This is a genomic window from Actinoallomurus sp. NPDC052274 (assembly GCF_040679475.1).
In the GTDB taxonomy this organism is placed as follows: domain Bacteria; phylum Actinomycetota; class Actinomycetes; order Streptosporangiales; family Streptosporangiaceae; genus Actinoallomurus; species Actinoallomurus liliacearum.
In genome coordinates this window covers 1-12,179 of record NZ_JBFAUT010000082.1, presented here as the reverse complement: position 1 = coordinate 12,179, position 12,179 = coordinate 1, and the positions used below count along the sequence as shown (strand labels likewise).

10 protein-coding genes and 2 tRNA genes are annotated in these 12,179 nt (G+C 72.5%); 10 read left to right on the top strand and 2 right to left on the bottom strand.

Annotation, left to right across the window (positions count from 1 at the left end; translation table 11 throughout):
* Positions 1-94: 94 nt before the first annotated feature.
* The 3 genes from AB0K82_RS40450 (at position 95) to AB0K82_RS40440 (ending at position 4,171) form a co-directional block, all read left to right on the top strand.
* Positions 95-1,540: a sigma-70 family RNA polymerase sigma factor gene (locus tag AB0K82_RS40450; RefSeq protein ID WP_364407775.1), complete on the top strand. Its 1,446-nt coding sequence runs from the start codon at positions 95-97 to the stop codon at positions 1,538-1,540.
* A gap of 291 nt (positions 1,541-1,831) precedes the next feature.
* Positions 1,832-3,304, top strand: a complete 1,473-nt coding sequence (locus AB0K82_RS40445; protein WP_364407772.1) for a sigma-70 family RNA polymerase sigma factor — start codon at positions 1,832-1,834, stop codon at positions 3,302-3,304.
* Between the two features lie 75 nt (positions 3,305-3,379).
* Positions 3,380-4,171: an isocitrate lyase/phosphoenolpyruvate mutase family protein gene (locus AB0K82_RS40440; protein WP_364407769.1), complete on the top strand. Its 792-nt coding sequence runs from the start codon at positions 3,380-3,382 to the stop codon at positions 4,169-4,171.
* Positions 4,172-4,456: 285 nt separating this feature from the next.
* On the opposite strand, the gene AB0K82_RS40435 is transcribed toward AB0K82_RS40440, so the two are convergent.
* Positions 4,457-5,521, bottom strand: coding sequence for a phosphotransferase family protein (locus tag AB0K82_RS40435; RefSeq protein ID WP_364407766.1), 1,065 nt, complete (start codon positions 5,519-5,521; stop codon positions 4,457-4,459).
* A gap of 419 nt (positions 5,522-5,940) precedes the next feature.
* On the opposite strand from AB0K82_RS40435, the gene AB0K82_RS40430 reads away from it, so the two are divergent.
* Entirely contained in the window at positions 5,941-6,630 is a 690-nt protein-coding gene (locus AB0K82_RS40430; RefSeq protein ID WP_364407763.1) for a hypothetical protein, read from the top strand.
* On the opposite strand, the gene AB0K82_RS40425 is transcribed toward AB0K82_RS40430, so the two are convergent.
* Entirely contained in the window at positions 6,554-7,996 is a 1,443-nt protein-coding gene (locus tag AB0K82_RS40425) for a PLP-dependent aminotransferase family protein (protein WP_364407760.1), read from the bottom strand. The genes AB0K82_RS40430 and AB0K82_RS40425 overlap by 77 nt on opposite strands.
* Positions 7,997-8,031: 35 nt before the next feature.
* Between AB0K82_RS40425 and AB0K82_RS40420 the strand changes: the two genes are divergently transcribed.
* The 6 genes from AB0K82_RS40420 (at position 8,032) to AB0K82_RS40395 (ending at position 11,368) form a co-directional block, all read left to right on the top strand.
* Complete coding sequence (locus AB0K82_RS40420; protein WP_364407757.1) at positions 8,032-8,688, top strand: pyridoxamine 5'-phosphate oxidase family protein; 657 nt, start codon at positions 8,032-8,034, stop codon at positions 8,686-8,688.
* Between the two features lie 26 nt (positions 8,689-8,714).
* Positions 8,715-9,806 (top strand): DUF2510 domain-containing protein, encoded by a 1,092-nt coding sequence (locus AB0K82_RS40415; protein ID WP_364407754.1) that lies wholly within the window; start codon positions 8,715-8,717, stop codon positions 9,804-9,806.
* Positions 9,807-9,826: 20 nt separating this feature from the next.
* Positions 9,827-10,423: an oligoribonuclease gene (orn, locus tag AB0K82_RS40410; RefSeq protein WP_364407751.1), complete on the top strand. Its 597-nt coding sequence runs from the start codon at positions 9,827-9,829 to the stop codon at positions 10,421-10,423.
* Between the two features lie 47 nt (positions 10,424-10,470).
* A tRNA-His gene (locus AB0K82_RS40405) sits at positions 10,471-10,546 on the top strand.
* Between the two features lie 123 nt (positions 10,547-10,669).
* Positions 10,670-11,221, top strand: coding sequence for a response regulator transcription factor (locus AB0K82_RS40400; RefSeq protein WP_364407749.1), 552 nt, complete (start codon positions 10,670-10,672; stop codon positions 11,219-11,221).
* A gap of 74 nt (positions 11,222-11,295) precedes the next feature.
* Positions 11,296-11,368: transfer RNA gene (locus tag AB0K82_RS40395), tRNA-Lys, on the top strand.
* The last annotated feature ends 811 nt before the right edge of the window (positions 11,369-12,179 follow it).

The following is a 12,179-nucleotide window of genomic DNA, read 5'->3' as shown; positions in this document are numbered from 1 at the left end:
GCCTCTCCCCGGATGATCGATGGCAGGATGCGTGAACCGAAGACGCCAGTGGGGCGTCTGTGTCTTCTCTGGCAGGCGAGCAGCGGGAGGATCTGTGGCCGGGTGGCCGACCAACGACAGGGCTGATGACCAACGGCTGGCACAAGCTCTCCAGGCGGGCGACCCGACCGCGATGGCGGGGATCTACGACGCGTACGCGCCACGGCTGTACGACTACTGCCATGTGCTGCTCCGCGACCAGGAGCTGGCCGCCCAGGGTCTGCACGACTCTTTGATCATCGTCCAGGAACGGATCTCGGCGCTGTCGTACCCCGGGCTGTTCCGGGGCTGGCTGTACGCCGTGACGCGTGCCGAGTGCCTGCGCCGCCGCGCCGAGACCGGGATCCCCGAGGACCGGCGCAAGGCGCGGGAGGCCGAAGGCCCGGTGGAGACCGACGAGTCGACCCGCCGGCTGGTCCATGCCGCGCTGATGGTGCTGAGCAGCGCCCAGCGCGAGCTGCTCGACCTGGCGCTACGGCACGAGCTCGACACCGACGAGCTCGCCGGGGTGCTGAGCGCGACGCCGCAGGAGGTGGTGACGCTCGTCGAACAGGCCCGGAACGACCTGGACGACGCCTTCGCCGCCGTGGTCGTCGCGGCGACCGGGCGGGACGACTGCCCGAGCGTGCCCGGCCTGGCCGGCCCGGCGGGCCGGCCGCTGGACGCCGAGACCTGCGGCCGGCTCGCCCGCCACATCGGGAGCTGCCCGATCTGCGGGCTGCGCGCGAACCGCAAGGTGGCGACCGCCCGGCTGCTGCACACGATGCCGATCGCGGCCGTGCCGGCCGACCTGCGGGCGCGCGTGCTCGGCACCGTGACGCCCGAGTACGCGGACCTGCGGGCGACGATCGCGGCGCGCTTCGACGAGCCCCGGTCGGCGCCGCGTCACGAGCCCGATGAGGACCGGCCGAGCAGGAGGGCCGGGATGTGGGTGGCGCTGGGAGCGGTCGCCTGCGGCGTCCTGATCTTCGGCGGGATCCTCCTCGTGCTGACCGGCTCGGGCGGCGACGCGAACTCCGGCGACCAGGCCGCCGCCGCGCCGCCCAGCGGCTCGCCCAGCGACGATCCGTCCGCGTCGTCCCCGGTCGGCCCGTCACCGAGCAGGTCCGACAAGTCGCCGACCCCGACCCCGACGCCCACCCCGAAGAAGAGCAGGACGCCGAAGCCACTGCGGACCGCCGGCCACCCCGAACGCACCACCCCCGTCCCGACGACGTCCTCCGCGCGGCCTCCGGCCTCCGGGACTCTGGCCGTGGCCGGCTGCGACATGCGGTACACCGGCCACTGCGAGGTGAAGGTGACCGCCGAGGGCGGACCGGTGCACTGGGCCGTCGCCGGTACCCAGGGTGGGATCAGCGCCAGCGGCGCCGGCGACCTCGACGCGGGACAGTCGGCCTACGTGCCGGTCGCCCGCGACTACAAGGACTTCTGCGTCTTCGAGGACAAGGGCGCGGTGAAGTTCGCCTCGGGCTCGTCGGCCGACGTGCACTGGAACTGCTGACACCCGCCGGCCCCGCACCCCTCGGACGGTCCCGCACCCCCCAAAAAAGGCCCCGGTACCTCCCAGAACAGACCCGCATCGCCCCGGACGGTCCGCGCCGTCCCGAACCCGGTTTCGGTCACGATCGGCGGGAGCTCCCGCACCGGAACCGGCGGCGAAGCGTAGTCAGTATGAGCACTTTCGTGGCAGAAGGCGGTCATAAGGCCCGCGTTAGTGGCAGTATTCGGGAACTGAAGTTACGCCTGGGTCTTCTGGGCACTGGGGGACGAACCGACCAGCGGGGAGGGGCACGTGGCCGGGTGGCCGACGATCGACAGGGCCGAGGACCAGCGGCTGGCACGGGCACTCGACGCCGGGGACACCAACGCCATCGCGCAGCTCTACTCCGCGTACGCGGACCAGCTCTTCGACTACTGCCACGTCCTGCTGCGCGACGAGGACGCGGCCGCGGAGGCCGTGCACGACTCGCTCATCGCGGTCCGGGAGCGCATCGGCGCGCTCCCCGACCCCCGGCTGTTCCGGGGCTGGCTGTACGCCACGACGCGCGCCGACTGCCTGCGCCGCCTCGCGCACGGCGAGCTCCCGGCCGAGCGCCGGCCGGCGCCGGAGACCGACGTCGCCAACGGCCTGGACGCGGCGACCCTCGGGTTCCTGCGCGGCGCGCTCCACGTGCAGGGCCCTCAGCAACGCGAGGCCCTCGACCTGGCCGTACGGCACGAACTGGACCCGCACGAGCTGTCCGAGGTGCTGGGAACGACGCCGCAAGAGGCGTCCGCGCTGGTCGAGCAGGCGCGGGCCGACGTCGACGAGGCGCTCGCCGCGGTCGTCGTCGCGGCGACCGGCCGGGACGACTGCCCGAGCGTTCCGGCCCTGGCGGGACCACCGGGCGAGCCGCTCGACGCGGAGCGGTGCACGGCGCTGGCCGGGCACATCGACGGCTGCCCGATCTGCGCCCTGCGCGTGAACGGCGAGGTCGCGGTGGACGTGCTGCTGCGGGCCATGCCCGTCGCCGTCCTCCCCACGAACCTGCGCGGGCGCGTCCTGGCCACGGCGTTCTCCCCGGAACACGCCCAGGCTCGGGCGACCATCGCGATGCGCTTCGCCCCGCCGCCGCCGGCCGCCGCCGAACCGCCGCCCGCGAAACGACGCAAGGCCTCGCCCGTGTGGGTCGTCGCCGCCGCGGCGGCCTGCGCGGTCCTTGTCCTCTGCGGCTTCCTGCTCGTGTCGCCCGGGTCGGGCGGCTCGAACGGCGAGCAGCCCACCGACGGCCACGCCGCCGCGGCGGCTCCGGGTGGCTCCCCGACGGACGACGGCCCGATGACCTCGCACTCCGCGGGCTCCTCGCCGACCGCCAAGACGAGCACACCGACGCCCACGCCCACGCCGACCCCGACGCCGACCCCGGCGAAGCCCACGCACGGCAGGACCGCCGTGCCGACCCGCCATTCCCGGCCCCCCGCCCACCCGTCGCAGCACACGACGTCCCCCTCCCAGCCGCAGCCGGGCAGGCTCGTCGTCTCCGGGTGCGACATGGGAGACGGGGACCAGTGCGAGATCGGCCTGTACGCGCAGAACGGCTCGGTCACCTGGTCCGTCACGGGTACCAGCGGCAACGTCAGCACGGGCGGCAGCGGCACCCTCGCCGCGGGCAAGCGCACGTACCTCACGGTCAGTCACTACGGCGGGTGCCGGCGCGGCCGGGAGGGCTCGGTGTACTTCTCCTCCGGCGACGTCGCCTCCGTCACCTGGCACTGCTACTACTGAGCCGCCGGGTGGTCCCCGGCCATCGCCGCCGAGTGGCCATACCGGCGGCGCGGCCGGGCCCGTACGGTCGGACCCATGGACCTGCCTGCCAAGAAGGCGCTGCTGCGCGCCCTGCACGAGGAGCGCCCGGACGACCGGGGCCTGCCCCTGATCCTGCCGAACGCCTGGGACGCCGCCAGCGCCCGCGTGCTCGTGGACGCCGGGTTCCCCGCGATCGCGACCGCGAGCCACGCGGTGTCCGCGAGCCTCGGGTACGGCGACGGGGAGGGGGCGCCGCATGAGGAGATGTTCGCCGCGGCCGGTCGCGTGACCCGCAGTGTCGACGTCCCGGTCTCGGTCGACGCCGAGGCCGGGTACGGACTGCCGCCGGCCGAGCTGGCCACCCGGTTGCGCGACGCCGGCGCCGCGGGCTGCAACCTCGAGGACACCGTGCACGGCGCACCGGGCGCGGGCCACGCCCTCGCCGACGTGACCGCGCAGGCCGAGCGGATCGCCGCGCTGCGGGACGCCGACCGCGACCTGTTCATCAACGCCCGGGTCGACGCGTACGCCGACGGCGTGCTGCCCGGCGCGTCGGACGCCGAACGCCTGGAGGAGGCCGTCGGCCGCGCCCTCGCCTACCTCGACGCGGGAGCCGACGGCGTCTTCGTCATCATGGTCTCCGACGAGGAGACGATCGCGAAGCTCGCCGACCGGATCCCCGCGCCGCTCAACGTGCTGTACCGGCCCGGCATGCCCTCTCTCGCCCGGCTCGGCGAGCTGGGGGTGCGCCGGGTGACGTTCGGCCCGGGACTGCATCGGGCGACGCTCACGCTGCTGGCCGGACTCGCCGAGCGGCTGCGCGTCGGCGAGACCCCCGAGCCGTAGCCCCGGCCCGGGAGTCGACCGGCGAGACTCCTGAGATCCCTGCTCGGACGCCCGGTCGGCTTCGCCCGGCGAGGCGGCCGGCGAGATCCCGACCCGGCACCCGGCCGGCCCCGGCCCCGGCCCCGGCGGCCGCGCCCGGCGGTCTGGACGCGGCGATCCGGACCCGGCGGTCTGGACGCGGCGGTCTGGACGCGGCGGTCTGGACGCGGCGAGAGGCCGGGATCGTGGCCGGACGCGCCGTCGGCCCGGTGAGCCGTGTGCGCCGGCGCGGTCCGGAGCGGTGACTCAGCCCTCGTCGAGGGTGCGGTGGGCGCGGTCGAGGAGGATCGGCACGGACTCGCCGATCTGGTCGAAGCCCTCGCCCACCGTCGCCTTCTGCAGGTACCTGACGTGGATGCCCTCCAGCACCACGGCCAGCTTGAAGCAGCCGAACGCCACGTAGAAGTCCAGGTCGGTCAGGTCGTATCCGGTGGTCGAGGCGTAGCGGTCGGCGAACTCCCGGCTCGACAGGAAACCGGGCGCGGTCGTGACCGTCGAGCCGACCGGGATCGCCTCGCGCTCGTCGTCGCCGGGGTCGGTCCAGTACACCAGCGTCAGCCCGAGGTCGGACAGCGGGTCACCGAGGGTGGACATCTCCCAGTCGACGACCGCGGCGATCTCGGGCTCGGGCGCCAGCCGTACGAGCGCGTTGTCGAGGCGGAAGTCGCCGTGGACGAGGCCGGTGATCCCGTCGCCCGGCAGGCGCGCGGCGAGCCGCTCGACGAGCCTTTCGTACGACACGCGGACGTCATCCCCGGCGGTGGGGTCCGCGGAGAAGGAGGCGTCCCACTGCTTGCGCCAGCGGGCGAGCTGACGGGTCATGTACCCCTGGGGACGGCCGAACCCGGCGAGCCCGGCCTTGTCGACGTCGAGCAGGTGGATGGCGGCGAACGCGTCCGCCAGACGCTCGCTCAGGGCGCGGGCCTGCTCGGGCGTGACGTCCGCGGCATCCTCGGCGGTGCGCAGCACCCTGCCCTCGACGTGCTCCATCACGTAGAAGGGCGCGCCGATGACGTCCTCGTCCAGGCACAGCGCCAGCGGGGTGGGCACCGGGACGTCGCTGCCGGCCAGCGCGGACAGCACGGTGTGCTCCCGGCGCATGTCGTGGGCGGTGGGCAGCACATGGCCGAGGGGCGGGCGGCGCAGCACGACGCGCCGGTCGCCGAGCCGCAGCAGGTAGGTCAGGTTGGACCGGCCGCCGGCGAGCAGGTCGATGCCCGTGACCGGGACGTCGCCACCGGCCAGGTTGTCCGTCAGCCAGGACGACAGCCGGGGGACGTCGATCCCGGGAACATCGGCCACCTCGGTCATGAAGCCTCCTTCGTCGGAGAAGTGACCGGAGGGACTGTGTTGCCCATGCCCTCGCTGCGCTCGGTCATGAAGCCTCCTTCGTCGGAGAAGTGACCAGAGGGGCCGTGCTGTCGGTGCCCTCGCTGCGCTCGGTCATGAGCCCCTCCACTTCGGTCCGTGGCGCTCGTTCCGGCCGGTCGCGCGCCGCTCAGCGCCTATTAGAACGCGACTCGGTAGAGCGGCGCCAATCGCCCCCGCCCCGGCCGGATCCGGCCGGGGCGCGTAGCGAAGAGTCACCAGGGGTAGGCAATCGACCCGTTGGGGTATCAGGAACTAGAAAGGTGACCGTTCCCCCGAAACGCTCCCTGAATGGGACGAAGCTCCCAGCCCATCGCAACACCATCCGGGCAAGAATCCGACCCGATGGAAGGAAACAGACCGTGGCCGACGCATGGCTGCCTGGCGCCGGACGCCTGCATACCGCGCATGACGGTGGATCGCCCAAGGGCGGCGCGCCTCGTGCGGTCTGGCACACCAGTGAAACCGACCCACGCCGGATCTCCGCACGCTCGGTCGCCCAGCGTCTGGAGCAGGAAGGACGCAGCGCCCACCTCGTTTGGAACCCCTGGACCGGCGAGATCGTGCAGATGGTGCCCGCCACGCGGGCCGCGAAACTCCTTCCCGACGAGGTGGGCCGCGAGGGCCGGGCCTGCTTCCAGATCGTCGTCGTCGGGTTCGCCCGCGAGCCGTTCACGACCGGTCCCCTGAACGGCCTGGAGCGGATCGTCGGCTGGCTCGACGGCTGGCACGTGCCCCGCCGGTGGCCCGCCGGCCCGCCGCTGTCCCGGCCGGAGGCGTACGACGCCGTCCGCGGACGCCGGCCCTGGGCGCGCGGCGGACACTACGGCGCGTCCCAGGTACCCGGGTCGGTCTCCTCGGATCCCGGCCGGATCGACACTCAGAAGATCACCGGCCCGGACGCGCCCGTGGGAATCCCCCGGCCTCGGGTGGCACCCGGTGAGGAGACCGCCCCGGCCGACCCCGACGCGCTGCTCAGCCGGCGGCTGCACGCGCCGGACCGGATAGAGCCTCCCGGACCAGCGCACGCACCAGCGAACAGCCGCTCTTGACCTGGGCCTCCGTGGCGGAGCCGTAACCGATCTCGAGGCCGTGCACGGACGGCGGGCCGCCGAACCGCCGGTCCAGCGTGGCGAGCAGGACGCCGTGTTCCGCCGCGCGCTCGACGACCCATGCCGCCGCGTCCGGCGGCAACGCGACGACGATGTGCAGCCCGGCGGTGTCCCCCAGCAGCGGGAACTCGCCGAGCGCCGCCACGACGGCGGCCCGCCGCCGCGCGTACTCCGTCCGCATCCGCCGTACGTGCCGGTCGAGGTCGCCGCGTTCGAGGAGGATGCGCACGGCCTCCTGGGGCACCACCGCCGTACGGTCGTTGACGCTCTCCCGCAGGTCCGTGATGGCCGCGACGAGGTCCGGGCGCGCCACCAGCCAGCCGACGCCGACGTCGGGCGCCAGCGTCTTCGAGGTGGTGCCGAGGTAGACCGTCACCTCCGGGTCCAGCCCGTACAGCGCGGGCAGCGGCGCCACGTCGTACCGGAACTCGCTGTCGTAGTCGTCCTCGGCGATCAGCGTGCCGTTGCGCCGCGCCCACGCCAGCAGCGTCTGACGGCGCGGCACCGGCAGTCGGCCGCCGAGCGGGTACTGGTGCGAGGGGGTCGTGTAGACGATGCGGAGCCCGTCGGGCAGCGCGTCGACGATCAGCCCCGACGCGTCCACCGGGCACGGCACCACCTCCGCCCCGCGCGCCGCCAGCGTCGCGCGGGCCTTGGTGTAGCCCGGCTCCTCGACGCCCACCCGGTCGCCGGGCCGCAGGACCACCGCGCCGAGCAGGTCCAGGCCATGCGTCGCGCCCCTCGTGACCAGGACCCGGTCCACCGGGCACGTGACGCCGCGGCTGCGCCGCAGGTAGTCGACGAGCGCGGCGCGCAGGCCGGGCAGGCCGCGCGGGTCGGGCCGGCCCGCCGGGGTCACGGTCGCCGCGAGCCGCCAGGCGCGCCGCCACGCGGGCGTGTCCAGTCCGTGCACCCAGGGAACGCCCGGTCGCAGGTCGATCGCGGCCTCGCCGGCCGGCGCCGGGTCCGCCGCCACCGGCCGGGCCGCGCGCAGGAGCCCGCCGCTCGGCGGGGCGATGTCGGCGACGTACGTGCCCGATCCGTGCCGGCCCTCGATCCAGCCCTCGGCGTACAGTTGCTCGAACGCCTCGCTGACGACGGTACGGCTGACGCCGAGCGCGGACGCCAGCGCCCGGCTCGAGGGAAGGCGCTCGCCGGCCTTCAACCGCCCTTCGCTCAGCGCCGCGCGCAACTGCCCGCCGAGCTGGACACTGAGGGGCGTCCCGGCGTCGCGATCGACGACGAGGGGCAGGTCGAAGTGGTCCCGCGACAAAGTGGTTCCCGTTTCCCGCTGAGAAGTGGCCATACCCGTCAGGCCACTTCGACCCTACCGTCGTGGCCATGACGACTCCGCCGCCGCTCGAGGCATCTCCCCGCGTACCGGCGCTCTCCGCCACCGAGCGCACGCGCGTCCGCCGCCACGCCGACCGCGCCGCCACCGACCGGCAGGCGCTGTACGACGTCCTGGACGCCGGCCGCATCTGCCACCTCGGTGTGATCATCGACGGATCCCCCCGGGTCCTGCCGACCGGGTACGGCCGCGACGGGGACACCCTCTACCTCCACGGCTCGACGGGCGCCGTCAGCCTCCGCGCGGACGATGAGATCTGCGTCACGGTCACCCACGTGGACGGCCTCGTCCTGGCCCGCTCGCTCTTCAACCACTCCGTCAACTACCGCAGCGCCGTGATCTACGGTTGCCCCCGGCACGTCACCGACCCGGAGGAGAAGCTCACCGGGCTGCGCGCCGTGGTCGAGAACATGACCCCCGGCCGCTGGGACGTCGCCCGGCACCCCACCCGCAAGGAACTCGCCGCCACCGCGGTCCTCGCCCTGCCGCTCGACGAGGCGTCGGTGAAGATCCGCCAGGCGCCGCCCATCGACGAGGAGGAGGACTACGCGCTGGACGTCTGGGCGGGCGTGCTTCCCGTGCGGGAGACCCTCGGCGAGCCGGTCCCCGACCTTCGGCTACGGCCGGGAATCAGGTATTCCGAATAGTGATATGAGCCACTTACCCTGACCCCATGACTCCTGCGGGCTGGTACCGCGATCCCTTCGGCGATCCGGGACTTCTGCGCTGGTGGGACGGCTACCAGTGGACCCAGAACACCCATCCCCTCGGCGGCGACCCCCAGCCGTCCTGGGACGACGCGTCGTCGGCCGGGCCCCCGCCCGGTACGGGCGGACCCGCTCCGCAGGAGGACGCCGATCCCGGCGCCGCCGGTCCGCCGGCGACGCGCGCGTGGGGCGATCTCGGCGCCGGCGGACCGGCGACGCAGGCATGGGATGGCACCGCCCGGACCTGGGGAGAGACGGGCCAGGGAGCCCCGGCGGCATGGCCGGAGGCGGGCCCTGGAGCCGCTCCGGCCTGGTCGGAGACCGGTCCTGGAGCCGCTCCGGCCTGGCCGGGAACAGGCCCCGGGCAGGCGGTTCCGTCGGCGTGGCCGCCGCCCGGCCCATCGGCCGCGGAGAGCCGCAACCGGCTCCCCCTTCTGATCGGCGGTGGCGCCGCCGTTGTGATCATCATCACGGTCGTGGCGATCCTGTTCGCCACGAACGTCTTCGGCGGTGGGAACGACAAGAGCGGCCGCTCCCCGGTCGTCGCGACCCTCACCGATTCCCAAGCGGGGATCTCCTACCCCCGGCTCGGCGGAGGATGGCGCGCCGAGACCGTCACCGCGACCAGCGTCATCGGCAAGCTCGGCTTCGACGAGGGTGAGACGGCCGCCGTCATGGCGAACTTCCAGAACGGCCAGCCGTACGTCGCCAGCGCCTACAGCGGCGTGAGCACCGACACCACCTCCGCCTCGCTGGAGGCGAAGGCCAAGGCCCTGTTCGTGACGCTGGAGCCGTCGGCCTACCCCGCGCACACCCGCCAGGACCTGTCCTCCGCGGCCCAGTCCGTCGGCGGGCACGAAGGCTGGCTCCTGAAGGTGCGGCTCACCTTCCCCCAGGCCAAGTCGCAGGGCTGGAACTTCCGCTCGGAGACGGCCGCGATCATGATCGTCGACCGTGGGAACGGCCAGGCGCCGGCGGAGTTCTACGTCTCGATTCCCGACAGCCACAAGCACCAGGGAGACCTGGATCTGCTGCTGACCTCACTCAAAGTATCCTGACAGGACTTATGGTGAAGGTCATGAACGACCGGCTGGTCTGGATCGACTGTGAAATGACCGGGCTCGACCTGCGGCGCGACGCGCTGATCGAGATCGCCGCCCTGGTGACCGACAGTGAGCTCAACATCCTCGACGCGGGCATCGACCTGGTGATCAAGCCACCCCAGGAGGCCGTCGCGCAGATGTCGAAGGTCGTGCGCGACATGCACACGACCTCCGGACTGCTCGACGTGCTGCCCGGCGGGATCACCCTGGCCGAGGCGGAGAACCGCGTCCTCGAGTACGTCCGCACCCACGTTCCCGGGGTGAAGAAGGCCCCCTTGTGCGGCAACTCGATCGCGACCGACCGGTCCTTCCTCGCCCGCGACATGCCCGCCCTGGACGCCCACCTGCACTACCGCATGATCGATGTGTCGTCGATCAAGGAGCTGGCCCGCCGCTGGTACCCCCGGGCGTACTTCGCCAGCCCCGAGAAGAAGGGCGGTCACCGCGCCCTCGCCGACATCACCGAGAGCATCACCGAACTCTGCTACTACCGCGAGGCCGTCTTCGTCCCCCAGCCGGGACCGGACTCCGAGACGGCCCGCGCCATCGCGACGAATATCGGTGACCGATGAGGTCCCGAGAACCGCTACACTTCATCAAGCCGCCTCGTGCGGACATGGTGGGTGTAGCTCAGTTGGCAGAGCACCAGGTTGTGGTCCTGGGTGTCGGGGGTTCAAGTCCCCTCACTCACCCCATGATGACGGCCCCGGCGCGCACGCGCCGGGGCCGTCGGCCTTTTCCGGTGCCCCACGACCTTCGTCTCCCTTCCGACACCGCCCGGCTCACGCCCCCGCGTGACCGCGTCCCCCGGAGGCAGGATGAGTTCCGACGGTCCGCTGCCGCTACGTGTCCTGGTCGTCGACGGCGACCCCGCCCTGATCTCGCTGCTGCGGGACAGCGACGAGCTCGATGTGGTCAACGAGCCCGGTGAGCCCACCGCGCCCGGAGAGGCCCTGGAGGCCGCTGAGCGCCTCAGACCCGACCTGGTGATCCTCGGGCCGGAGTTCGCCGCCCACGCGGCCCCTCTGAGTCGCAGAGCGCGCGTCTTCGTCGTGTGCAACGAGCCCACCGCCGCGTCGGCGGCCCTCCGCGAGGGCGCCATCGGCCACCTCACCCCCGACCGGTTCACCGCCCGCGAACTCCTCCAGGTCTTCCGCGACGCCGGCCGCGCCGACCTCGACCTGTCCACCCGCGAGGCCGAGGTCATGGACCTGATCGCCGGCGGCCGCTCCAACGGCGAGATCGCCCGGGAGCTGTTCCTCAGCGAGAAGACGGTGAAGAACCACGTGAACCGCATCTACGCCAAGCTGAGAGTCGGCTCGCGCGCGGCCGCGATCACCCTCTGGCGGGCCGGCCGCCGACCCCGCTGACCTGGTCTTACGAGCGGTGGATCATTCGATTCGCAACTAGGGCAAGGGGGCTGCTAGAGTTACGGACGTCGCAAGCGCCGCTAGCTCAATTGGCAGAGCAGCGGACTCTTAATCCGCGGGTTCGGGGTTCAAGTCCCTGGCGGCGCACCCGTCCTGACCTGGGCGTTCTCGGTTCCACCGGGAGCGCCCAGTGTCTGTTTTGGGGCGGTTCGGCGACCACGTGTGCTCCATATGTGCTCGCGTGCCGCGATCTTGGTAAATCCGCCTACGGGCACCACCAAACCGCTTGGGGTTCGATCGCCGGCCAACCGCCGACGAACCTGATTCGGATCACATCTACGCCGTCCGACGCCGGCAGGCGGCCGGCCCCATCACCGCTCATCGGCCGAGCACTCCCCTCCCGACCAAGCCGCTTCCGCAAGGCACAGGACCAGGGACGCTCTTGAGCCGACCCAGGCGGTCACTACCCGCCCGCAGGCACTTCGGCGATCACACGGGCCCGGTAGCGCCGCAACAGCCTCCCGACGGCCCCAGCGAGGGGGACGCAGATGCACGAACACGCGAACCATGCCTACACCGATGAACTGCCTACAATCTGCCCAGGTCACCGATCTTGAACAACGGTCGAAAATCCTCCCCTGACACACTCGGCGCACACCTTCAACACTAGCCGTGACCTGCAACTTTCGATATGCTCAGATTGACCTCGACCCGTGACCTGCGTCTTCGAAGCTGCGGATTAAAAGTCCACAGCTCTGCGAGAATTCCCTACTCGACGCGCTACCGCATCCTGTTTCGCAGTGCCACTACGTGTTATTCGGTCCGTGTTCGCCATTTGCTTCACGGCATACCAACCGACCCCTCCGCCGGCCTTGGCCGGGCGGTCGATGACATGGCGGGCGGCTCAGCGCGGCTGCCCGTTCGGATGCAGAACGACTTTCGTCCAGCCGGGGTCCCG

Coding starts and splice junctions, on each gene's coding strand:
- AB0K82_RS40420 (WP_364407757.1), top strand. CDS start 8,032: ATGACGACTCCGCCGCCGCTCGAGGCATCTCCCCGCGTACCGGCGCTC.
- AB0K82_RS40400 (WP_364407749.1), top strand. CDS start 10,670: ATGAGTTCCGACGGTCCGCTGCCGCTACGTGTCCTGGTCGTCGACGGC.
- AB0K82_RS40425 (WP_364407760.1), bottom strand. CDS start 7,996: ATGGCCACTTCTCAGCGGGAAACGGGAACCACTTTGTCGCGGGACCAC.
- AB0K82_RS40415 (WP_364407754.1), top strand. CDS start 8,715: ATGACTCCTGCGGGCTGGTACCGCGATCCCTTCGGCGATCCGGGACTT.
- orn (WP_364407751.1), top strand. CDS start 9,827: ATGAACGACCGGCTGGTCTGGATCGACTGTGAAATGACCGGGCTCGAC.
- AB0K82_RS40440 (WP_364407769.1), top strand. CDS start 3,380: ATGGACCTGCCTGCCAAGAAGGCGCTGCTGCGCGCCCTGCACGAGGAG.
- AB0K82_RS40435 (WP_364407766.1), bottom strand. CDS start 5,521: ATGACCGAGGTGGCCGATGTTCCCGGGATCGACGTCCCCCGGCTGTCG.